Origin of the sequence: Neorhizobium lilium, assembly GCF_004053875.1 — a bacterium.
Taxonomy (GTDB): Bacteria; Pseudomonadota; Alphaproteobacteria; order Rhizobiales; family Rhizobiaceae; genus Neorhizobium; species Neorhizobium lilii.
In genome coordinates, this window is the sequence record NZ_SBIP01000001.1 from 810,208 (window position 1) to 831,643 (window position 21,436).

The 21,436-nt window shown below is 58.5% G+C and carries 21 protein-coding genes and 1 pseudogene; 15 read left to right on the forward strand and 7 right to left on the reverse strand.

What is annotated here, in order from left to right:
- Positions 1–25: 25 nt before the first annotated feature.
- Positions 26–1,055 (forward strand): annotated as a pseudogene (locus EPK99_RS03695) (site-specific integrase).
- 88 nt (positions 1,056–1,143) lie between these two features.
- On the opposite strand, the gene EPK99_RS03700 reads toward EPK99_RS03695, so the two are convergent.
- Complete coding sequence (locus tag EPK99_RS03700; protein ID WP_128441241.1) at positions 1,144–2,091, reverse strand: DMT family transporter; 948 nt, start codon at positions 2,089–2,091, stop codon at positions 1,144–1,146.
- A gap of 85 nt (positions 2,092–2,176) precedes the next feature.
- On the opposite strand from EPK99_RS03700, the gene EPK99_RS03705 reads away from it, so the two are divergent.
- Positions 2,177–2,656, forward strand: coding sequence for an Lrp/AsnC family transcriptional regulator (locus EPK99_RS03705; RefSeq protein ID WP_128442146.1), 480 nt, complete (start codon positions 2,177–2,179; stop codon positions 2,654–2,656).
- A gap of 28 nt (positions 2,657–2,684) precedes the next feature.
- On the opposite strand, the gene EPK99_RS03710 is transcribed toward EPK99_RS03705, so the two are convergent.
- Entirely contained in the window at positions 2,685–3,206 is a 522-nt protein-coding gene (locus tag EPK99_RS03710; RefSeq protein ID WP_128441242.1) for a GNAT family N-acetyltransferase, read from the reverse strand.
- Between the two features lie 71 nt (positions 3,207–3,277).
- Here EPK99_RS03710 and EPK99_RS03715 point away from each other — a divergent pair, with 71 nt between their 5' ends.
- Positions 3,278–4,720 carry an IS1182 family transposase gene (locus EPK99_RS03715; protein WP_128442147.1) on the forward strand — a complete coding sequence of 481 codons (1,443 nt, stop codon included), beginning with the start codon at positions 3,278–3,280 and terminating at the stop codon, positions 4,718–4,720.
- A 183-nt stretch (positions 4,721–4,903) separates the two neighbouring features.
- Here the strand turns inward: EPK99_RS03715 and EPK99_RS03720 are convergent, their stop codons facing one another.
- The 5 genes from EPK99_RS03720 to repA form a co-directional block, all read right to left on the reverse strand.
- A complete protein-coding gene (locus EPK99_RS03720; RefSeq protein ID WP_128441243.1) occupies positions 4,904–5,482 on the reverse strand; it encodes an SMI1/KNR4 family protein in 579 nt (192 codons plus the stop codon).
- Positions 5,483–5,611: 129 nt separating this feature from the next.
- The gene (locus tag EPK99_RS03725; RefSeq protein WP_128441244.1) at positions 5,612–6,262 is read right to left on the reverse strand and encodes a hypothetical protein; all 651 of its coding nucleotides are present in this window, start codon (positions 6,260–6,262) and stop codon (positions 5,612–5,614) included.
- A gap of 494 nt (positions 6,263–6,756) precedes the next feature.
- On the reverse strand, positions 6,757–7,971 hold the full coding sequence (repC, locus tag EPK99_RS03730; protein ID WP_128442148.1) for a plasmid replication protein RepC: 1,215 nt from the start codon (positions 7,969–7,971) through the stop codon (positions 6,757–6,759).
- Between the two features lie 174 nt (positions 7,972–8,145).
- The gene (repB, locus tag EPK99_RS03735; RefSeq protein WP_128441245.1) at positions 8,146–9,105 is read right to left on the reverse strand and encodes a plasmid partitioning protein RepB; all 960 of its coding nucleotides are present in this window, start codon (positions 9,103–9,105) and stop codon (positions 8,146–8,148) included.
- Between the two features lie 102 nt (positions 9,106–9,207).
- Positions 9,208–10,404, reverse strand: a complete 1,197-nt coding sequence (gene repA, locus EPK99_RS03740; protein WP_128441246.1) for a plasmid partitioning protein RepA — start codon at positions 10,402–10,404, stop codon at positions 9,208–9,210.
- A 365-nt stretch (positions 10,405–10,769) separates the two neighbouring features.
- On the opposite strand from repA, the gene traI reads away from it, so the two are divergent.
- Genes traI through trbI form a run of 12 tightly spaced genes read left to right on the forward strand, consistent with a single transcriptional unit; the run spans position 10,770 to position 21,100 of the window.
- Complete coding sequence (traI, locus tag EPK99_RS03745) at positions 10,770–11,408, forward strand: acyl-homoserine-lactone synthase (RefSeq protein ID WP_128442149.1); 639 nt, start codon at positions 10,770–10,772, stop codon at positions 11,406–11,408.
- On the forward strand, positions 11,405–12,376 hold the full coding sequence (gene trbB, locus EPK99_RS03750; protein ID WP_128441247.1) for a P-type conjugative transfer ATPase TrbB: 972 nt from the start codon (positions 11,405–11,407) through the stop codon (positions 12,374–12,376). Before traI ends, trbB begins: the two co-directional genes overlap by 4 nt.
- Complete coding sequence (gene trbC / locus EPK99_RS03755; protein ID WP_128441248.1) at positions 12,366–12,770, forward strand: conjugal transfer pilin TrbC; 405 nt, start codon at positions 12,366–12,368, stop codon at positions 12,768–12,770. Before trbB ends, trbC begins: the two co-directional genes overlap by 11 nt.
- On the forward strand, positions 12,763–13,062 hold the full coding sequence (locus tag EPK99_RS03760) for a conjugal transfer protein TrbD (protein ID WP_080867871.1): 300 nt from the start codon (positions 12,763–12,765) through the stop codon (positions 13,060–13,062). The genes trbC and EPK99_RS03760 overlap by 8 nt, the downstream gene beginning before the upstream one ends.
- A 9-nt stretch (positions 13,063–13,071) precedes the next feature.
- Complete coding sequence (locus tag EPK99_RS03765) at positions 13,072–15,540, forward strand: conjugal transfer protein TrbE (protein WP_128441249.1); 2,469 nt, start codon at positions 13,072–13,074, stop codon at positions 15,538–15,540.
- The gene (gene trbJ, locus EPK99_RS03770) at positions 15,512–16,321 is read left to right on the forward strand and encodes a P-type conjugative transfer protein TrbJ (protein WP_128441250.1); all 810 of its coding nucleotides are present in this window, start codon (positions 15,512–15,514) and stop codon (positions 16,319–16,321) included. The genes EPK99_RS03765 and trbJ overlap by 29 nt, the downstream gene beginning before the upstream one ends.
- The gene (gene trbK / locus EPK99_RS03775) at positions 16,318–16,545 is read left to right on the forward strand and encodes an entry exclusion protein TrbK (RefSeq protein ID WP_128441251.1); all 228 of its coding nucleotides are present in this window, start codon (positions 16,318–16,320) and stop codon (positions 16,543–16,545) included. The genes trbJ and trbK overlap by 4 nt, the downstream gene beginning before the upstream one ends.
- A complete protein-coding gene (gene trbL / locus EPK99_RS03780) occupies positions 16,539–17,726 on the forward strand; it encodes a P-type conjugative transfer protein TrbL (RefSeq protein WP_128441252.1) in 1,188 nt (395 codons plus the stop codon). The genes trbK and trbL overlap by 7 nt, the downstream gene beginning before the upstream one ends.
- Positions 17,727–17,743: 17 nt before the next feature.
- Positions 17,744–18,421 carry a conjugal transfer protein TrbF gene (locus EPK99_RS03785; protein ID WP_128441253.1) on the forward strand — a complete coding sequence of 226 codons (678 nt, stop codon included), beginning with the start codon at positions 17,744–17,746 and terminating at the stop codon, positions 18,419–18,421.
- A gap of 17 nt (positions 18,422–18,438) precedes the next feature.
- Positions 18,439–19,290 carry a P-type conjugative transfer protein TrbG gene (gene trbG, locus EPK99_RS03790; RefSeq protein WP_128442150.1) on the forward strand — a complete coding sequence of 284 codons (852 nt, stop codon included), beginning with the start codon at positions 18,439–18,441 and terminating at the stop codon, positions 19,288–19,290.
- Positions 19,290–19,766 (forward strand): conjugal transfer protein TrbH, encoded by a 477-nt coding sequence (gene trbH, locus EPK99_RS03795; RefSeq protein WP_128441254.1) that lies wholly within the window; start codon positions 19,290–19,292, stop codon positions 19,764–19,766. The genes trbG and trbH overlap by 1 nt, the downstream gene beginning before the upstream one ends.
- A gap of 11 nt (positions 19,767–19,777) precedes the next feature.
- The gene (gene trbI / locus EPK99_RS03800) at positions 19,778–21,100 is read left to right on the forward strand and encodes an IncP-type conjugal transfer protein TrbI (protein ID WP_128441255.1); all 1,323 of its coding nucleotides are present in this window, start codon (positions 19,778–19,780) and stop codon (positions 21,098–21,100) included.
- Positions 21,101–21,436 lie beyond the last annotated feature (336 nt).

Below are 21,436 nucleotides of genomic sequence, written 5' to 3' on the forward strand. Positions count from 1 at the left end.
ACAGATCCGTCCCTTTGGAGCCTCCATGGCCAAACCCAAGACATCACTGACCGCCGTGGAGCGCCGCGCTGAAGAACTCGACACCATCGCCGCCGTCTTGCCGATCGAGCGCCGCGACGAGCTCGCGGAACTGCTCACAGATCACGACGTCGAGACGTTGCGCCACCTGGTCAACCAGGGCATGGGCGACAACACGCTGCGGGCCCTGACGTCCGATCTGACCTACCTCGAAGCCTGGGGACTGGCCGCCACCGGCAAATCGCTGCCCTGGCCGGCACCCGAAGCGTTGCTGCTGAAATTCGTCCCGCATCATCTGTGGGATCCGGAACTGGTCGACCCTGACTAAATGGCGCGGCCTTGATGGTCCCTTCGCCTCCCCTGCCCTGAAATCGGCCATCCGCCTTTCGGTTCGCGCCGTCCCTCGGACGCGGGGTCGCAATAGCGCCAAGGCGGTCACCGGTGATGTGCTGTCCAAACTGCTGGCGACCTGCGCCACCGACAGTTTGCGTGACCTGCGTGACCGGGCGATCCTGATGGTCGCCTTTGCCTCTGGCGGCTGCCGGCGCAGCGAGATCGCCGGGCTGCGCCGCGAGCAGCTGACCGTCGAGCCGCCGATCGAGGTGCCAGACGGCCCTCCCCTCCCCTCTCTCGCCATCCATCTCGGCCGCACCAAAACCACCTCCGGCGAACAGGACGATGTCGTCTATCTGACCGGCCGGCCGGTGGTGGCGCTCAATGCCTGGATGACGGCGGCCAAGATCGACAAGGGCAGCGTGTTCCGGGGGATCGGGCGCTGGGGGACGGTGTCGAAGCGGGCGATCGATCCGCAGTCCATCAATGCGATTCTGAAGCAACGTGCCGAGATGGCCGGGTTGGAGCCTGCGGATTTTTCGGCGCACGGGCTGCGCTCCGGGTATCTCACCGAAGCTGCCAATCGTGGCATCCCACTCCCTGAAGCCATGGAGCAGTCTCGGCACAGATCGGTGCAGCAGGCCTCCACTTATTACAACAACGCAGCCGGACGGACAGGACGGGCCGCAAGGCTTATTCAGTAGTTTTCGCTCACTCTCCCTAACATTCGCGACAAAATTGGCCTCGCTGAAAACACAGCCGAATTTTTGTCGCAAAAATCAGGTGCAAAAGTCAGACTTGTGCGACTGAGTTTTGCGACAAACTGGACGGCGTACGCGGCTTGCTGAAAACAGCAATGGCAGAACAGACGCCGACGAGCTGCATAGCTACCCCAATTGCTTCGGGAAGGGTTGGAAAACGGCCCTCAAAAAGGAAGCCGTAGGCGAGACCGAAGATCGTTTCAGCTACAATGAGCTGGGCCGCGAGCGCAAGCGGCAGGCGACGGGAAGCGACTACCCAGCACCAGGTTGCAAACCACGAGCCAGCCAGCCCCATCACCAGCGCCCATACGATAAAGCGAGTGGTCTCCGAAGCGGATGCCGTGTCCGCGAGATCGAACGAAGCTAATGGCAATAGGAAAAGGCTTCCGATCGCCGCGCCGATTCCTTGTAATCCTGTCCATTGCAGTCCGTCCGGCGCGTCTGCCGATCGCATGACAGCCGCATTCGCCAGACCATAGGCGATCCAGATCGCGAGTGCAGCCAAGCTGACGAGAATACCGAGTAAAATCGACTCTGTATCCGCAACGTCGGCGGCGCTGACTGTCGCAGCGTTCACGATCGCTACTCCCGTCGCGATCAGCGCCAAGGGCAGAGCGAGAACTTTCCAGGGTGCGGAACGGTCCCGGATATTGGCAATGATGGCTAGAAACACCGGCATGGTGCCGATGATGACAGGCGGCACGGCAGCACCGGCGAGCTGGACGGCGAAAGCAACGCTGATGAAGTACCCGACATATGCGGCCCCGCCGAGGAGCAGTCCGATCAGGAGCCGCGAGCGAGTAATGCCGATGGGTCGAAACCGTCTATCAGCCATTAGCAGCAGGCAAGCCACGCCGAAGACGCCATAGCGGGCAATCGTCAAATCCCATGCCGTGAACGGCGCAACGGCGCGCGGGGCGATGAAGGTCAGCCCCCATAGTGCGCAAGTGGTGAGGCCGGCGATGATCCCAAGCAGCATGATTTTCTCCTGTTGGAGCCATCATGCAATGCGATCCGCGCAATTTATATGGAATAGCAAGGGCTGCGCCTGTAGATTACCTGTTATGTCAAAGGCAAACACACCTCAGAACCTTCAAATTGCAAAATCGACGTTGGACGCCAAAGACGCACAAATTCTTGCCGCACTCGATTCCGATGCTCGCTTGTCGATGAGCGAGCTTGCCCGCCTTGTCGGCATGTCCGCACCGAGCGTGTCGGAACGTGTTCGCCGGCTTGAGGCCACTGGAGTCATCAGGAGCTTTACCGTCGATGTGGACACGCGTGCCATTGGCTACCAGATCAGGGCGATGGTGCGAATCCGGCCGTTGCCCGGCAAACTCCACCTCGTCGAACGGCTCATTCAGGAGCGCCCGGAATTTGTCGAATGCGACAAGATCACCGGCGACGATCCATTCCTTGCCCGCCTCGTGGTCCATACGATCGAGCAGATGGACGATGTTCTTGAAGCGCTCTCCGAGCACGCCGTCACCAGTACCGCCGTTATCAAGGGAACGTCAGTCAAACAACGTTTGCCGCCTCTGTAACAAAAATCAGGCAGACTGTCCAAAAACTCTACGGTGTAAGGCTGTAGAGATTCGTGGGCGCGCCATGAAGCATGACCTCCCTTTCGAAGCTGAAGCCGGATTTTTCCAGAACTTTCCGGGATGCGGGATTTGCCGATCGTACAAGCCCAATAATTCGACGGGCTCCAAGATCTTTGAAAGCGAAGGATACGCTCTCTCGTACCAGTTCTGTTGCATAGCCGTTCCCCCAACTTTGTGGGTCGAGATGGTAGGACAGATTGAGGCCATCAAACTCTTTCGACACGGTAACCCCGCCAAATCCAATCAGGTTTCCATTGGCTATAACTGCCCATCGCCCAAAGCCGTGGTCCTTCCAATGTGCCCTGTCCCTCGCCAACCTCGCAGCACATTCTTCTGGGCTGTCCGGCCGAGGAACAGGGCGGTGAGCGACCAGTTCGGGTTTTGCGAACAGCTCCGTCAAAAAGGGAAGGTCATCCGCCTTTGGGAGACGCAGCAATAGGCGGTCGGCGCGTCGGGTTTCTGCGACTGGTACCTGGTGGTGATCGATCATCTTGTTCAAACTGCATTGGTAAAGCGAAGACTTGGGATTCCGGAAAATGGCGTTCTCCCCTACAATGCATCATGGCACATCTTTCAGGAACAGACCGCGCGCAATTGCTGCTTCTGCCGGAAGCGGTGGACGATTACGTCGGCCCGGACAATCCGGTCCGCTTCATTGAGGCCTTCGTGGATGGCCTTGATCTTGCTGCCAGTGGCTTTGTGCGGGTAGCTGCGAAAGAGACGGGTCGTCCGGGTTATGATCCGGCCGATCTTTTGAAGCTCTACGTTTACGGCTACATCAACCGCGTGCGATCCAGCCGCCGGCTGGAGGCGGAGACCCATCGCAACATTGAGGTGATCTGGCTGCTGCGGCACCTAAAGCCGGATTTTCGCACCATCGCCGATTTCCGCCGTGTAAACCGGTCGGCCTTTAAGCAGGTGTTCCGGGAATTCGTCATCCTGTGCCGGCAGCTCGATCTGTTCGGACGGGAACTGCTGGCAGTGGATGGCACGCGCATCAAGGCGGTGAACAGCAAGGATCGCAACTTCACCCGGCGCGCTTTGACGAAATTCATCCACGAAGCCGACGAGAAACTGGCCGATTATATGGAGCGGCTCGATGAGGGCGATGCGCAAGAGGAAAAAGCCAGCAACAATGGCGGTTCAGGTCCCGGCGATGGCAAACTCGCGGAAAAGATTGCGGCAATCAAAGGCAAGCGCGATCGGCACAAGGCGCTGCTGGATGAACTGGACAAGACCGGCGAAGAGCAGATCTCGCTGACCGATCCGGATTCCCGTGCCATGGCACGCATGACGAAGGTCGGCGTCGGTTACAACATCCAGCTTGCAGTTGATGTGAAGCACAAGCTGATCGCCGAGCAGGAGGTCTGCAATCAGGTGTTGGACATGGGGCTTCTTGCGCAGACCGTCGAGGCGGCGATGGACACGCTCAGCGTCGACAGAATAGAGGCGGTGGCAGACCGGGGCTACTTCAAGATCGAGGACATCGAAGCTTGCGAGAAGGCAGGCATCACCGCCTATGTTCCTAAACCGATCCGCGGTCCGGCCGTGGCCGAGGGGTTCTTCTCCAAAGAGGAGTTCCGCTACGATCCGGACAAGGACATTTACCTTTGCCCTGCAGACCAGGTGCTCTCACCCCGTCACTTTGGCAAGTCACGCGACAATGTGAAGATCGACTACGTCAACCGTGACGCCTGCAAGGCGTGCAGCCTGCGCGAACGCTGCACCAAAAGCTTCCGTCGCGTGTCGCGCCTGGAGAACGAGGCGGTGCTCGACCGCATGGCATCGCGTCTTGCCGCCCGGCCCGACATTCTGGACCAACGGCGCGAAAGCGTCGAACATCCGTTCGGTACCATAAAACAATGGATGTATCAGGGCGCGTTCCTGATGCGCAGGTTGGAAAACGTCCGCGGGGAGTTCAGCCTGACGGCGCTGGCCTACAACATTAAAAGAGCCATTACCCTTGTCGGCGTTGCTGGCCTGATCGCTGGCGTCAGAACATGACAGGCCGCCTACGCATTTTTTTGAACCCAACAACGACGATCAGGCGCTCGTTCATGCCTCCTCGGGGTCTTTTGGCATCGAGATCAGGAAAATCGCGATCTCTTGAGTTCAGGTACTTATCTGCCGCGTGCCATCATTCATCCCAATAGTTTTTGGACGCTCTGCAGGATTTTTGCGACAGGGTTAAGCGACTTTCCGATCCGGATAGCGCGCCTTTATTTCGTCCTCAGTGCCAAGTTCCCTGATGAAGTCAGTGAAGCTTGGCGCGACATAGCCGACGTTTTCCCAGCCGTAATTTGCGTGCTTACCAAACACCTGCTGTCGGACATAGGGGAGATACAACACGTTTCCGAAGCTTTCCGGGCGAAGATCGATCAGCAGAGTGGAGGAGTTGTCGCGTGTGAGCGGAAGCAGTTCGCGCGATATACGCGGCTTAACGCCTTCGAAAGCCGGATGAGGGTTACAGTAAGCCCTGATAGCACTGATGGTCAGTTTTGCCCAAGGCACCAAGGAGAGGTCCCCCATGATAACCGACTTTTTCTTGAAATTACACGGGAAGAAATACGCGCCGACGTTGATAGAGCCGCCGATGGAAGAATATTGCAGTAAAAACTCCCGATAGTCTTCGGGAATACGTGTTTCCACTAAGCGCTCGATCTCCTTGATGTCCTCTTTAGTGCTTGGTTGAAAGAAATCTGGACCTCCATTCCTTTGCAATTCCCACATCTTGAAGACCTTCGGGTTGAGGGTTTCTAAATCCATGATCGTTCCCTTTATTCAATCATTTCGTCTAAACTATATATCTTATGTCGCGAAACTCCCGAGTTTTGCTCGATATGTTATTCCGATTTTTGCAGCGCTTCAAAATCAGGAATTACGCGCAATACGTCATCATGCTCTGTCACGCTCGTCCTGAGTCTTACGAACCCATTGCCAGAATGGGTCGTCCGAGATTTCAACTTCCTCGTTTGGAAAGTCGCCTAAAATCTCTCTGGCCCTCTCCGGAATCGTGACACCATAGCGATCGGCTAGCCATGCTCGATAGGCGCTGTTGCCGCAAGCTTCAGCGGGAGGCTCGTCCGGAAAACCTAAGCAATCGCCGCTGATCTCTTGATAACCTATCGCTAGTAGACGAAGGAAATCGAGCGGCGTCCTCCCTAGGAGACAAACCAAACCTTCAGAACCGAGGTGGACAATCTGTCGATAACCTTCATCGTCAAGCCAGAACGCAGCATATGAGCCGTCTCCGCCGGTTCGCGCGAAAGGAACGAGCCGGTGCTCGATATCCGGGACAACGTCACCAAACCAACCTTCGCCGAACTCTCGGGCCTGCCCAGGCGTCGCGATGCGGAAGAGGATTGCGGTGACGCACTCCGATTGCACATCGTCGTTTGTACCGAGCAGGCCGAGATTGTCTCCAACATAGGCTCCGCTCGGCATGACGAAATCGTTCGTTTCCATCCATTCGAACAACGTCAGGAATTCCTCCGGCAAGGGTATAGCGGCTGGCATCCGGTCAGCCATCTTCTTAGCATATTCCATCCGATGCTTCTCCCGATTGTGCCGGGTTAAGATACCGCCGCCCACGACCCTTGTCGCGAAAATCCCGATTAAAGCGAGACTTGTTTTTCCGACTTTTGCGACGTCGCAGAATAAGGAGTTATGCACATGTCACAATGGCAGATGCTGGCGCAAATCTGTTAGGCGGTCGCTGTCCAACTCCTTTAGTCGGTTTCGGACAGCAGCCGCTCAATTCGCAGCCATATTTTTAGCTTCGGCATCATGCGCCAGCCGTTTCATCATACCATTGATGACACTGGATTGAATCCAATTTCCACGTCCCGGAAGAAAGTTGCCAGCCGGAAACTCTAACAGCGAGGAAAAAATATCACCGTACTATCAGTCGCTTCATGCTCCGATCGTTAGAAAAAATGACACCTCGCCGCGGCTCGGAATAGAACGGCTAGAGTGGTAAATTCGACAAAGCTCCTCTCCGGCGTATGGCGTTCTGCAGCGTCTTTTCTTTCAACTGTCATTTACGCCGATCTCTTTCCGGCTTCACCGTTCAATCGCAGCAGTGCCATGACCATCGGTCCAAGGGAAAACTCGCCACGCCCCGCCCGGTTGGTGAGATCACGCAGATAGCCACCGGCGGAATTGATGTGCCCTGCCCTCTCCAGGATACAGGCAATCGCAACCGCTGCATTTTCAGGCCCCATGGTTTCGCAGGCCTCCTGGTAGGCGGACGGGCTGACGCCCAGCATCGATCTCACCACGATCGCGGCCGACATGAGATCGCGCCAACCACCCACAGCGCCTGCCGGTCCATAGTCGATAATCTGCGGGCATGCCTTCAGCACTACACCCAGAGGAAAGGCCTTCCGCGTCTCAGTGTCAGGCCCGCGTCTCTGGCTCGGCTTTCCGCCCTGCTCTTTTTCAGAGCTAGGTTCAAGTTCATGTAAGGATTCGGATTTTGAATTCTGTGTGTGCTGCTCAATATGAGCAGCATTGGTGCTATTAAATTCTGAATTCGACTGAGTATCCAACAGATTAAGGATTTCCTCGCGAAGAAGCTCAAGTTCATCGAGGATGCTGGCGACGTCGGCGAGGGTTGGGGACCGTGGAATGCAGGCAACGAGATCGATGTACATCGCCTCGATCGCCATCCAGTCGCCGTCCGCCCCCTCCTCTATCGCAGCAGTGATAAGCTTGCGGACATCCCGGCGGCAGATTGTCAGGTTCTCCTTGGCCTTACGGAATGCCGACCGAGCAGCGACGACCTTTTGCGCGATGACAGCAAGCTCTTCAGACCGGGCAAGAATTGGCGAAAGGTCGAAGCCAAACGCATTCTCGATCTCGCCGGCACCATTCTTCCGCGCATACCGCTTGCCGTTGGCACTATCCTTGCGGACGATAAGGCCAGCATCGACCAGAAGCGCGAGATGCCGACGCAGCGTGGCCCCTGCCATACCGTGGGCTCGAAGGATTAATTGCGCGTTTGACGGAAACACCACGAGCTGCGCGTCCTGGCGCAACTCGTTTTCCGGGTAGAAGCTCAAGAGCGCGTCGAGAACAGCCAGGCTGTTCGACTGCAGGCCGAGTTCTTCTCTCGCTTCCGAGGCATCACGGAAGACTTTCCATTTCTCGACCGTTTTCCCGGCCTTGATATCGTTTGTGGCCACTTGCCGCTTCACCAAGGCGAGCGTCATCGGCCGCCGCCCAAAGGGCGTCGTCACACTTCCTGTCTGCATTTCTTTCACCTTTCAAAAGGCAAAGAAAAGGCTACGCCAGGACGGCGTTGACTCTTGACTGGGATTCCGGGAAATGCGATTCTCTAAGCGACCAAACTGAGAGAGGCCTTCTGGAACACCGTTTCGGAGGGCTTTTTCTTTGCGCTATCGTTCCTTTCCTGTTTGCGATTCGCCCTACTGCTTCGACCTCTTGAACGAAGCGTAGATCTCTGGGAGAGCCGACATCAGGTAGTCCGCAAAATCCGGAGCGGCCTTTTTGTCGATCATTAAAGTCAGCGTACGCTTATCTTGCTTGTAACGAGCGGCCTTGGTGCCGTCCTCAGCTTTCCAAACTTCCGCTTCAGTCTTCAATGCCTTTGTCTTCTTAGGGGTGACAGCTTCGAATACTCGAGCGAAACGCTCGTCAGAATTCAAGCTTTTCACCGCATCGTCATTGAGTAACGTACGGGCAGTTTCGGAAGCGCCATCTTGTCCCAGACGGCCTGACAATTCGTACCAACGGTCCCGACCGGTTTTAGGGGCCGCGCCGATCAAGCGGATAATATCTGCTGGAAGCTGTTTGGCGGCCTGGATCAACCGGGAAAGATTGCTTTTATCAACCGCAAGCGCCGCCATGATGACCGGCCGCTGAAATCCACCGGCTTCAAGCTCTGCGGCGTATAGGGCGCGCTCAATAAATGAAAGATCCTGCCGAGCACTGTTCTCTTGCCCTTGCGCCAGAACCAACTCGTCATCCGACAAGGTGCGAACTGCAGCCTTCACTTGGATGCCGGCAGCCTTCACTGCTCTTAGGCGTCGGCGCCCGTAGGCAATCTGGTATCGACCTTCAACAGACGGGTGAGGGCGCACGAGGATGGGGACCTGCTGACCGTGCTCTTTTATGTTACGAGCGAACTCTTCGAACTGCTCGGGAGACTCTTCCAACCGGTCCGCCACGAGCGGCGCGTCAATGAGATCCGGATCGAGCTCCGTAAGCGACTGAGACTTCAAAAGCTCGATGGAGCGCGAAACAGCACCTATCGCCCCACGTGGGGAATACTGCGGAGTGGCAGCATCCTGCGCGGCAATGTTGTCGGAGTTTCCGGCTGGCAACTTTGGTCCAGCGAGATCGGATAGCAGGTGTTTTCTAGCCATTAGTAGCCCCCTCGGGTGTCGAGGTTGCCACCCTAAAATGAGCGGCTTCTCGAAAGTTTCCGGCTGACAGCTTTTGCGCTTTTACGCGAGATGCAAGCGACCTCATTTGCGCCCCCATGCACTTTGAATGAGCTGTGCGATTTCAGTATTCACGTTGTCGAGCGATTCCATCGCGCGGTCGTAGGTGGCGCGTGTAAACTGGTCACGGCTGACCTCATAAAGCGTCTGCTTGGTTATCCCGGCGTCGGAAATAGCCGTGCTTTTCAACATTGGATGATTTAGGACATGGGCACCGAACATTGTCCTCATAAACGACACCATCTGGTTCTGAGGACCATCACCGGGCTCGTAGCGAGTGACAAGGTACCGCATCCAGTCGTAGTTCATGCTTCCGCCTGCATCCGCGACGACGCTTAGCAATTCCGACGTCATCAAAAGAAACTGGCACATCGACATGACGTCCAGCATTTGCGGATGAACCGTGACGAGAACGGCGGTCGCTGCACACAGAGCGGAAATGGTGAGAAAGCCAAGCTGTGGAGGGCAGTCCACGACGACGACATCGTAGTCGTCCGCGACTGACGCAATCGCGTCGTCCATGCGCGTGAAGAAGATGTTCTTCCGATCGTTCGAGCCTAAGACTTTTGCCGTATCGTGCTCGAACTCCATCAGCTCAAGGTTGCCTGGCACCAGATCGAGGTTGGCAAAGTAGGTCTTCTTGATCACGTCTTTCAACGGACGACGTTCAGCGTCATAACGCATCGCACCGTACAGCGTCTCATTGTCCTTTACGTCGAACTCCGGCTGAAACCCGTGTAGTGCCGACATGCTCGCCTGCGGATCTAGATCGATGGCAAGAACACGATAACCGTTCAGGGCTAGATATTGCGCCAGGTGCGCTGCTGTCGTCGTCTTTCCGCTGCCACCTTTGAAGTTGACAACCGTTATGACCTGCAAATGCTCTTTGCCCGAGCGTTTGGGTGAGTAGCGGCGATCGTTCTTCCCGGTTAAATCGAGGTATTCGCGGAGGGCCTGAATCGTTTCGACCGTATAGGAGCGGCGATTGTTGTTGCCAATTTCCGGCTGCGGACCTTTCCCTTCGATCGAGAGGTGACGAAGGTATCCATCGTTGACACCGATAAGCTTTGCAGCTTCGGTCGAGGAGAAGGAGCGCAAAGTTTTGCGCGCCTCTGGCGGATACAACTTCACACGATGTTCGTGCAAGGCACCGGAGAGATCTCGCGCGTGGGCAGCGATCAGTTTATGAATAGCCTTTTGCAGCTGAGCCGGATTTTCCACGACTTCCTCTCGTACACACGGTAATTTTCGTAAACACACCTATTTACCGTGGATAGGACAACCGATTCCACTACGTTTTGCAAGGTATTTAAAGTTAATCAATAGTTAATGCGTTTCTGAAGAATTTCTGTTGCGCCACGATTAGTCCAATCTTATTCGCCAGTTAGACCCGTTTAAGCTGTTACGGGAAGTGGACGGAAAATGCAGATCTGCAGAATAAGGCAGTTGTTTTGCACACGTCTAGCGGCACTCTGAGGGTTGGTTGTCGCCACGGCTCGGTAGAATCACCGTCTGCAGATCTGCAGATAGCCACACGCCTTTTCAGATGATCTTTCTCCGGCATGTCCACGTCATGCGGAGTCACAATGCAAATTATCACCATTTCGCCAGATCGATATGACGATCATTCCAATTTTCTGAGACAGATGCATAGACTGCGTGCCGCAGTTTTTGGTGAACGTCTTGGATGGGATGTCTCCATTACCGACGCGGGTGAGCGCGACGAATACGACGATCTCGACCCGACCTACATCCTGGCGGTCATAGACGGCCAAAAGGTCGTTGGCTGCGCACGTCTGCTGCCGGCGTTGGGGCCGACCATGCTGGAGCAGACATTCCCGCAATTACTGGCAACCGGTTCACTCAACGCATCTGCAAGGATAGTCGAGAGCTCGCGCTTTTGCGTCGATACGTCCTTGGCTGCGGGAAGGGGAGGGGGACAGCTCCATCTCGCGACGCTCACAATGTTTGCCGGCATCATCGAGTGGTCGATGGCGAACGGTTATGGCGAGATCGTCACGGCAACCGACCTGCGGTTCGAGCGCATCCTGAACCGGGCCGGATGGCCGATGAAGCGGCTTGGCGATCCCGTGGCAATCGGCACCACCATCGCCGTCGCCGGAACCCTGCCAGCCAATCGGGAAAGTTTTGAACGAGTTTGCCCGGATGGCTACCGCTCGATCGCCGCAGAAGATCAAAGCCGTCAGATCCGGAGCGCTGCGTGACCCAACTCCGCTCTCATCCCCGTCTCGTCCGCAAACTGCAGGATGCACTCGGCGACCAACTCTGCATCGCACTCGATGACGTCACCGTCGTCGAGATCATGCTCAACCCGGACGGCCGCATTTTCATCGAACGGCTGGGGCACAGTGTGGCACCGGCTGGCGCGATGAGCACCGCCGCAGCCGAAGTCGTCATCGGTAGTGTTGCGCATGCCCTGCAATCGGAGGCCGACGGCGAACGACCGATCATCTCTGGCGAACTTCCGATCGGCGGACACCGCTTCGAGGGGCTGTTGCCACCGGTGGTCTCCGCACCGGCATTCACGATCCGCCGTCGTGCCTCGCGTCTCATTCCACTGACCGAGTATGTGAAGTCGAAGGTGATGACAGAAGCCCAGGCATCTGCCATTCGAAGCGCGATCGACGCTCGGATGAACATTGTCATCTCCGGGGGCACGGGATCGGGCAAGACTACGCTTGCCAACGCCATCATCGCCGAGATCGTGGTAGCTGCACCAGATGATCGGATGGTTATCCTGGAGGACACCGCCGAAATCCAATGCGCGGCCGAGAATGCCGTGTCCCTACATACCAGCGATACCATCGACATGGCCCGTCTGCTCAAAAGCACGATGCGCCTGCGTCCCGACCGCATCATCGTCGGCGAGGTCCGCGATGGCGCGGCACTGACGCTGCTCAAGGCCTGGAATACCGGCCATCCCGGCGGCGTCACTACGATCCATTCCAACACGGCGATGTCAGCCTTGCGCCGGCTCGAGCAACTCACGGCGGAAGCCAGTCAGCAGCCGATGCAGGAGGTGATCGGCGAGGCCGTCGATCTCGTCGTTTCCATTGAACGAACGGGGAAGGGAAGGCGGGTCCGCGAGGTTATCCACATCGAAGGATACCGCAACGGCCGCTACCAGACCGAACATTACGCCCAGATCGATGAGGACAGCCATGTCGCATAAAATCTCTATTCTTCTTAACCGCGCGACGCTTGTCGCCATTTCTATCGGCTTTAGCGATTCCGCATTCGCTTCCTCGGGAGGCGGTGGTCTTCCCTGGGAATCGCCCCTGCAACAGATCCAGCAATCGATCACCGGACCAGTTGCCGGGTTCATCGCGCTGGCCGCGGTCGCCATCGCTGGCGCCATGCTGATCTTCGGAGGCGAGCTGAACGATTTCGCGAGACGGCTTTGCTACGTCGCGCTGGTTGGGGGTGTCCTGCTTGGAGCCACCCAGATCGTCGCTCTCTTCGGCGCCACCGGAGCCTCCATCGGCGAGGGGCACGCACAAGTCGAGCAAGGAAATCCCGAACCGAAGACGACGGCGGCCACAGCGGGGGAGGGGGCTCATGGCTGAGGCCGGCTCTTCTCTGGCGCGTTCGCGGGTACACCGGGCACTATCCCGGCCAAACCTGCTCATGGGTGCTGACCGCGAGCTCGTGCTGCTGACGGCGCTGGCCGCCATCATCCTGATCTTCGTTGTCCTGACCTGGTACGCGGCACTGTTCGGCATTGCGATCTGGCTAGTCGCCGTCGCGGCGCTGCGCATGATGGCCAAATCCGATCCCCTGATGCGGCGGGTCTACCTCCGGCATATTTCCTACAAGACCTTTTACCGCGCGACGTCGTCGCCGTGGCGCAAGTTCTGAGGGATTGAGATGGTCGCCCTCAAATCCTTCCGCCATTCCGGACCGTCTTTTGCCGACCTGGTGCCCTATGCCGGCCTCGTCGATAATGGGGTCATTCTGCTGAAAGACGGCTCGCTGATGGCCGGCTGGTATTTTGCCGGGCCGGATAGCGAGAGCTCGACCGACGCCGAGCGCAACGAGGTGTCGCGACAGATCAATGCGATCCTTTTGCGGCTCGGTTCCGGCTGGATGATCCAGGTCGAGGCCATCAGGGTGCCGACCGGCGATTATCCCACAGAGGCTAAATCCCACTTTCCCGATCCGGTGACGCGCGCCATCGACGATGAGCGTCGAGCACATTTCCAGAAGGAGAGGGGGCATTTCGAAAGCCGGCACGCTTTGATCCTGACCTGGCGGCCACCGGAGCCGCGGCGCTCCGGACTGACGCGCTATATTTATTCGGATGCCGCAAGCCGCTCGGCGACCTATGCCGACAAGGCACTGACAAGTTTCCTGACCTCGATCCGGGAGGTCGAACAGTATCTCGCCAACGTCGTGTCGATCCGTCGGATGATGACGCGGGAAACGTCGGAGCGCGGCGGCTATCGCGTCGCGCGCTACGACGAGCTCTTCCAGTTCATTCGCTTCTGCGTAACCGGCGAGAACCACCCTGTGCGCCTGCCGGACATCCCCATGTATCTCGACTGGCTGGTGACGGCTGAGCTTCAACATGGCCTGACCCCAATGGTCGAGAACCGGTTTCTCGGCGTGGTGGCGATCGACGGTCTGCCTGCCGAAAGCTGGCCAGGAATTCTCAACACGCTCGACCGGATGCCGCTCACCTATCGCTGGTCGTCCCGCTTCGTCTTCCTCGATTCTGAGGAAGCAAGGGCGCGCCTCGAGCGCACCCGCAAGAAGTGGCAGCAGAAGGTCAGGCCATTCTTCGACCAGCTGTTCCAGACGCAATCACGCTCGGTCGACCAGGACGCCATGCTGATGGTGGCGGAAACCGAGGACGCCATCGCCGAAGCCTCGTCGCAACTCGTCGCCTATGGCTATTACACGCCGGTCATCGTGATATTTGAAGAGGATCCGACCCGCCTCCAGGAAAAGTGCGAGGCGATCCGCCGGCTGATCCAGGCCGAAGGTTTTGGCGCCCGGATCGAGACGTTGAATGCCACGGATGCGTTCCTCGGCAGCCTGCCAGGCGTTTCCTACGCCAATATCCGCGAGCCGCTGATCAACACCCGCAATCTCGCCGATCTTATTCCGCTGAACTCTGTCTGGTCAGGTAGTCCGAACGCACCTTGCCCGTTCTATCCGGCGGCCTCGCCGCCCTTGATGCAGGTAGCATCCGGCTCGACGCCGTTTCGGCTCAACCTGCATGTTGACGATGTCGGCCATACGCTGATCTTCGGTCCGACCGGCTCCGGCAAGTCGACGCTGCTGGCGCTGATTGCCGCGCAGTTCCGGCGTTATGCCGATGCCCAAGTATTCGCCTTCGACAAGGGCGGATCGATGCTTCCCCTAACATTGGGCCTCAATGGCGATCACTATCAGATCGGCGGCGATATCGGCCCGTTGGCTAGTGGTGAGGTGGAGGCGCTTGCCTTTTGCCCACTGGCTGACCTCTCGACCGACGGCGACCGGGCTTGGGCCTCGGAGTGGATCGAGATGCTTGTGGCGCTGCAAGGTGTGACCATCACACCGGACTATCGCAACGCCATCTCCAGGCAGTTGGCCCGGATGGCGGAATCTCGCGGCCGCTCGCTATCGGACTTCGTATCCGGCGTGCAGATGCGCGAGATCAAGGACGCACTGCATCACTATACCGTCGATGGTCCGATGGGACAGTTGCTCGACGCCGAGCAGGACGGCCTGGCGCTTTGCGCCTTCCAATGCTTCGAGATCGAGGAGCTGATGAACATGGGCGAGCGCAATCTCGTCCCCGTTCTCACCTACCTGTTTCGGCGTATCGAGAAACGCCTGACCGGAGCGCCCAGCCTCATCATCCTCGATGAGGCCTGGCTGATGCTCGGCCACCCGGTGTTTCGCGACAAGATCCGGGAATGGCTGAAGGTGCTCCGCAAGGCCAATTGCGCCGTGGTGCTCGCCACCCAGTCGATTTCCGACGCGGAGCGGTCCGGGATCATCGATGTGCTGAAGGAGAGCTGCCCGACAAAAATCTGCCTGCCGAACGGCGCGGCACGCGAACCGGGCACGCGCGAGTTCTATGAGCGCATTGGTTTTAACGAGCGGCAGATCGAGATCGTCGCAACCGCCATTCCCAAACGCGAATATTACGTCGTCTCACCGGAGGGCCGAAGGCTCTTCAACATGGCGCTCGGTCCGGTCGCGCTCTCGTTTGTCGGGGCGACGGGCAGGCAAGACCTCAAGCGCATTCGCGGCCTGCATTCCGAACACGGGGCCGCATGGCCTCTTCACTGGCTCCAGCAAAGGGGGATCGCCCATGCCGAGACACTTTTTCCGACCTCTTGAGAAGCACCGCACAGTGCTCACCGTTACGACCTGCCTTTCTATCGCACTGCCAATCCCGGTCCAGGCAGGCGGTGTCACCGGGCAGGCGACTGAATGGACCCAGATCGCCAACAATACTGAACTGATTTCCCTGGTCGGCAAGTCGGCCGAACAGGTCAACAATCAGATCACCCAGATCTCGCAGCTTGCCGAGCAGATCCAGAACCAGATCAATATCTACAACAACATGCTGCAAAACACGGCGCAATTGCCAAACCACGTCTGGGGCCAGGTCGAGAGCGACCTCAAGAACCTTCAGAATGTCGTGGCGCAAGGGCAGGGCGTCGCCTTCTCGATGGGCAATATCGACGATGTCCTGAAGCAGCGCTTCCAGAGTTTTTCCGAGTTGAAGAGTAATCTGCCGGATGGTGCGAGCTTCTCGTCGACCTATCAGAGCTGGTCCGACACTAATCGCGATACGATCGGAGGCACCTTGAAGGCCGCAAACCTGACGGCCGACCAGTTTTCGAGCGAGGAGGGCACGATGTCGTCGCTGCGATCGATGTCGGAGACGGCCGACGGGCAGATGAAGGCGCTGCAAGTCGGACACCAGATCGCCGCCCAGCAGGTCGCGCAGATGCAGAAGCTGCGGGGTCTCGTCTCTCAGCAGATGACGATGATGGGCACCTGGTTTCAGTCGGAGCAGGCGCAAAAGGATCTCGCCCAAGCGCGCCGGGAAAAATTCTTCAGCGGAAGCGAGCTTGACATCCGCGGCGGGCAGACGATGGAGCCCCGCTGGTGAGCCCGCGTCTTACCTTCATTCTCGCAGTATTGGGCATCGTTGCGTCCGGCGTCGGCGTCGCCAGGTGGATCGTCCAGCCGTCTGCGGCACACCTGTCCGGAGCGGGCGAGGCGTCGCCCCAAGCTGCATCCGACGCAGACCGACGAGCTAACCGGGAAAAGTTCTTTGGCGGCGACACTACTCGCGACATACGCGGCGGCCAGGAGATGAAGCCGAGATGGTGAATGTTCATCCCTCCCGGCGCATCGAGCGCGCCGTCGTTGTAATCGGCCTGATCCTGATCCCGAGCACGCCCGCTCTGGCGCAGCAGGGTCAAGTTCTGACGGCCCTGGAGAACTCCGTCGTTGCGGCCGCCAAGGGCTGGGAGACGACGGTCATGAATGCGGCGCGGTCGTTGTTCTGGATCCTGGCCGGCATCGAGGTCGGTATCGCCGCGGTATGGCTGGCAATTAACGCTGCGTCGCTCGACAGCTGGTTTGCGGAACTCGTGAAACGCATCATGTTTATCGGGCTGTTCGCGTTCATCCTTGATCGAGGACCGGCCTTCGCCAAGGCCGTGGTCGACAGTCTCTACCAGATCGGTGCCGGCGGTGGGTCGGCCTCTCCCGCCAATATCTTTGATGCCGGCATTCGCGTTGCAACCAAGATGTCCGAACAGGCGAAGTTTGGCCTCTTCGAGGATAACTCCCTGGCGATCGCCGCCGTCTTCGCCATGGTCGTCGTCGTCGTCTGCTTCTCGCTCGTTGCCGCCATCTTCGTCTCGGTGATGGTGGAAATGTATGTCGGCTTGCTCGCCGGCATGATCATGCTGGGATTGGGCGGTACATCCTATACCAAGGACTTTGCCATCAAATATCTGGTCTACGCCTTCTCCGTCGGCATGAAGCTGATGGCGCTGGTTATGATCGCCAAGATCGGCTCCGACATCCTGCTGGGCCTCGCCGAGGCCCCGACAGCCACCTCCGAGCAGTTCATCACCACACTTGCGATCGCCGGCATTTCGGTCGTGGTCTTCGTCATCGCCATGTATGTACCGCCGATCCTGCAGGGTGTCGTTCAGGGTGCTTCCGTTTCCGGGGGAATGGAAGCCATTCGCCATGGCGGACAGGCCGCATCTTTTGCGGCGGGCGCCGGCTTTTTGGCGACGGCCGCAGCAAGCCGAGGTTTTCAGGCAGCAGGCGCGGCGCGGGCAGGGGGAGCGTCCCTCGGTAGTGCCGCGATGCGTGGCATGGAGGCTGGCATCGGTGGTGCGGCAGGTGCCGTCGGTTCGGCCGCGAAGGACAAGGCGGTCGGGTCACCCGGCGCCTATGCCGGATCTCTGCTCGGGCTTGCCAATGCCAAACTTGACCAGCAGTCGGGTCGGACCGCATCGCCTCCACCACCGCCACTTAACGAGACCAAATAACTGGAGGCCGATCAGCCATGGCCGGACACAATCCGCTCGATAATCCCGATCTTGCCAATCCCTATATCGCCGCCCGCAACGAATGGAACGAGCGCTATGGATACTATGTCAGATCCGCCGCCGCATGGCGCATCGTCGGCATCGCCGGCATGACCATGGCTGTGATCGGTTTTGGCTACGCGCTGTACCAGAGCACACAGGTCAAGCTCGTTCCTTATATCGTCGAGGTCGACAAGCTCGGCACGGCCGTCAGTGCCGGCTTTCCCCAACAGATCGAGTATGCCGATCCGCGTGTGGTGCGCGCCACCCTCGGCAGCTTCGTCTCGAACTTTCGGAGCGTCACGCCGGACGCCGTCGTGCAGAAGCAGTACATCGACCGAACTTATGGGCTGCTCAGGACTTCGGATCCCGCGACCGAAAAGGTCAATGCCTGGTTTCGCTCCAACTCACCGTTCGAGAAAGCGAAGAACTCGACTGTCGCCATCGAGGTCAACAATATCGTCGCGCTGTCGAACCAGAGCTACCAGTTGGATTGGACCGAATTCGAGCGCGACCGGCGCGGCAAGGAAACCGCCGTCCGCCGCTTCCGGGGGATCGCAACCGTGACACTGACGCCGCCGCAGGACGAGGGTGTCATTCGCTTGAACCCCATCGGTCTTTATCTCCGCGACTTCGACTGGACAGCACAGCTTTGAAAGGCATGGCCCCGAACATGATCATCCCGCGAACAACAACACGGGCCACGCTGACGGGCGCTCTCGCCTCGGCAATGTTGGCGTCTTCAGTGATCGCTCCCCTGCATGCATATGCTGCCGATGGCGTCACGGCCAACGAAGCGAAGGGCATGGGCATCTCCACCCAGTGGCGCGGCTCCCGCGGGCTGGTGACCAAGGGCGCCGACGGCAAGGTGATCTTCCTCTACGGCGAGGTCCAGCCCTCCGTCGTCTGCTCGCCGCTACAGGTTTGCGATATCGAACTGCAAGGCGGCGAGGTGGTCCGCGACGTTCTGGTCGGCGACACGGTGCGCTGGAAGGTCGAACCGGCGACCTCAGGTGCTGCCGGCGGTCAGGCCATCCATCTGATCGTCAAGCCGTCGGAGCCTGCTCTTGTCACATCGATGGTGGTGACAACGTCGCGTCGCACCTATCACATCCAGCTCAAGTCCCATCCGACGCAATATATGGCGCGTGTCGGGTTCGAATATCCTGAAGATGTTTCGACAAAGCTCGCTGACATCAATGCGCGGCTCGAGGCGAGCACCATCCCTGGCGCTGGCGTTCCGGCCGAGCAGCTGAACTTTTCCTATTCGGTCTCGGGCAGCGCTGGTTGGCGACCTACGCGGGTCTATTCCGACGGGCTCAAGACCTACATCCAGTTTCCACGGTCGATCTCCGGCCAGGATGCGCCGGTTTTGTTCGTCACGTCAGGCGGGCAGAACCGAATCGTCAACTACCGGATGAAGGGCGACATAATGGTCGTCGATTACCATGTCGATCGCGCGGTGCTCGTGTCGGGGGTCGGTTGGAAACAGGAAAAGATCACCATCAAGCGGGGAGGGCGGTAATGAACATCCGTCTCTCCAATTCGCGCACCCTAAGACCCCTCCGCAATTTTGCCGCAGCCTGTGCCCTCGCCATTCTTCTTTCCGGATGCCAGTCGACCGGAACAGAAGAGCTCGTGTCCAGCAGCGCCCCGCCGGAAATCTCCGGTCCTGCCGCCAGCGCAATCGCCGGCGATATGGTGAGCCGCTTCGCCGAGCAGATCGGGCCGGGGAAGGCAACGGTCGCCCTCAAGTCGGATGCCTCGCCCTTCGGCCAGGCGTTGGAGGCGGCGCTCAAGGGATGGGGATATGCTGTTATCATCGATCAGAAGACGGATGGTGGCGCAACCGTCATCCCGCTCGCCTATGTGATTTTGACTGTCGATGGTCAGGTGCTGGCCCGGCTTTCGACAAATAGCGTCGAGCTCGGCCGCGCTTATTCCGTGACAGTGAGTGGCGCGACGCCAGCGAGCGCCTTGTCGCTCATGCGACGCGGGTGAGGGAGGATCATATGGTGCAATCTCTCAATCTCGGCGGCGCCCCAAACAGTCAGGCCCTATCGACTATCCGGCGGATCAACCGTCTGCCGATCATCGTCATTCTCGTCCTGGCGGTCGCCTTTCTTGGCGTCATATTCTATGGGCTCGCCTCGCGCGGGCTGTACTTCGGCAAGGACAACGGACCGGAGACGAGTTCGGGCAAGCCGGCCTCAACCTATGCCGACCAGATCAAACGCGGCGTCACCGACGGTATTATCGGCGAGCCGCAGCAACAAACCACCTTCCAGCCGACGCCGGTCGAGACAAAACAGGTCGATAAAAAGGCCAGCAATCCCTTCACGCCGCAGCCGGGGCGAAGCGAGGAGCAGCAGCGCGGCCAGGAGCTCGAAGCTGAAGGAGTTTGGCGGGCTCGTCTTCTGCGAGAACAACAGGAACAGGTTCTGCGTGAGCAACAGCGCCAGCGAATGGCTCGCCTACAGGCCAACAACGCCGCCTATGACGCGCCGCTTGCCATCGATCGCGGCAAGCTGGAAGTGCGTGCGGAAACGAAAGGTGCGACCGCGGACACGAAAGCAAGAGCCGCAACGACGTCGACAAACACGGCAAGTGGTCCTGATCTCTACGCGGCCGCGCTTCGCGCCGGGCTCGGAGGTCAAAACGCAGATCCCAATGCCCAAGGCTCGAAGGAAGACTTTTTGAACGCCGACCTGAAAGAGCTTGGCTACTTGCCGAACCGTGTCGTGCCTCAACAATCGCCCTTTCAGCTGAAGCGCGGTTCAGTCATTCCAGCGACACTGATCACGGGCATCAATTCAGATCTGCCGGGGCGGATCACCGCACAGGTGAGCCAGAGCGTTTACGACAGCGCGACAGGGCATCGTCTGCTCATTCCGCAAGGTACGAAACTGTTCGGCCGGTATGACAGCAAGGTGTCCTTCGGACAGAAACGTGTGCTCGTTGTCTGGACCGACATCATTTTTCCGAACGGCTCTACACTGCAGATCGGCGGCATGTCGGGAACCGATGCGCAAGGGTATGGTGGTTTCAACGATAAGGTGAAAAATCATTATTTGAAGACGTTCGGCTCAGCGGTGCTGATTGCTCTGATCGGGACGGGGATCGACATGGCGGTTCCCGAGAGTTCGACGCTTGCGACCCAGGACACGGCCTCGGATGCGACGCGGCGGAATTTCGCAGAGACGTTTGGGCGGGTTGCTGATCGTACCATCCAACGGAATATGGACGTTCAGCCGACTCTCGAAATTCGCCCTGGCTACAAATTCAATGTGCTCGTTGATCAGGATGTTGTGTTTCCGGGCAACTACAAGGATTGATCAAAACCGGGAAGGAGGCGCCGATGTTGGAGCATGACATCTTCCGGTCTGCTGTACCGAATAGATGGATCGATGGTTCGGCCTTTCATCTGACGCGTCAGAAATGGGACGTCAGGCGCTTATCTAATGCGTCTGGCGCAAGTTCGAGTTTCAATTCAACCCTGCAACGCCCAAAGGCTCCATAATATCTGCTCACTCCGCACAGTGCCCGCACCGACCTGATCTAAAAGAGGGGTTGCCGATGAGCTGGTTGCACCGGACGCGATGTCGATCTGCAGAATGGCGATCGCGCGGATCTCGTCCCTTGCCGAGGCGCCGCTTGATGGCCAGTCGGAC

Bases quoted from the DNA above. Each gene is read 5' to 3' on its own strand.
- trbL (WP_128441252.1), top strand. From the start codon at position 16,539: ATGGTGAATGTTCATCCCTCCCGGCGCATCGAGCGCGCCGTCGTTGTA.
- trbH (WP_128441254.1), top strand. From the start codon at position 19,290: ATGAACATCCGTCTCTCCAATTCGCGCACCCTAAGACCCCTCCGCAAT.
- repB (WP_128441245.1), bottom strand. From the start codon at position 9,105: ATGGCTAGAAAACACCTGCTATCCGATCTCGCTGGACCAAAGTTGCCA.
- EPK99_RS03710 (WP_128441242.1), bottom strand. From the start codon at position 3,206: ATGATCGATCACCACCAGGTACCAGTCGCAGAAACCCGACGCGCCGAC.
- EPK99_RS03705 (WP_128442146.1), top strand. From the start codon at position 2,177: ATGTCAAAGGCAAACACACCTCAGAACCTTCAAATTGCAAAATCGACG.
- repC (WP_128442148.1), bottom strand. From the start codon at position 7,971: ATGCAGACAGGAAGTGTGACGACGCCCTTTGGGCGGCGGCCGATGACG.
- trbJ (WP_128441250.1), top strand. From the start codon at position 15,512: ATGCCGAGACACTTTTTCCGACCTCTTGAGAAGCACCGCACAGTGCTC.
- trbC (WP_128441248.1), top strand. From the start codon at position 12,366: ATGTCGCATAAAATCTCTATTCTTCTTAACCGCGCGACGCTTGTCGCC.
- EPK99_RS03720 (WP_128441243.1), bottom strand. From the start codon at position 5,482: ATGGATTTAGAAACCCTCAACCCGAAGGTCTTCAAGATGTGGGAATTG.
- EPK99_RS03765 (WP_128441249.1), top strand. From the start codon at position 13,072: ATGGTCGCCCTCAAATCCTTCCGCCATTCCGGACCGTCTTTTGCCGAC.
- EPK99_RS03785 (WP_128441253.1), top strand. From the start codon at position 17,744: ATGGCCGGACACAATCCGCTCGATAATCCCGATCTTGCCAATCCCTAT.
- EPK99_RS03725 (WP_128441244.1), bottom strand. From the start codon at position 6,262: ATGGAATATGCTAAGAAGATGGCTGACCGGATGCCAGCCGCTATACCC.
- EPK99_RS03760 (WP_080867871.1), top strand. From the start codon at position 12,763: ATGGCTGAGGCCGGCTCTTCTCTGGCGCGTTCGCGGGTACACCGGGCA.
- trbI (WP_128441255.1), top strand. From the start codon at position 19,778: ATGGTGCAATCTCTCAATCTCGGCGGCGCCCCAAACAGTCAGGCCCTA.
- EPK99_RS03700 (WP_128441241.1), bottom strand. From the start codon at position 2,091: ATGCTGCTTGGGATCATCGCCGGCCTCACCACTTGCGCACTATGGGGG.
- trbG (WP_128442150.1), top strand. From the start codon at position 18,439: ATGATCATCCCGCGAACAACAACACGGGCCACGCTGACGGGCGCTCTC.
- traI (WP_128442149.1), top strand. From the start codon at position 10,770: ATGCAAATTATCACCATTTCGCCAGATCGATATGACGATCATTCCAAT.
- EPK99_RS03715 (WP_128442147.1), top strand. From the start codon at position 3,278: ATGGCACATCTTTCAGGAACAGACCGCGCGCAATTGCTGCTTCTGCCG.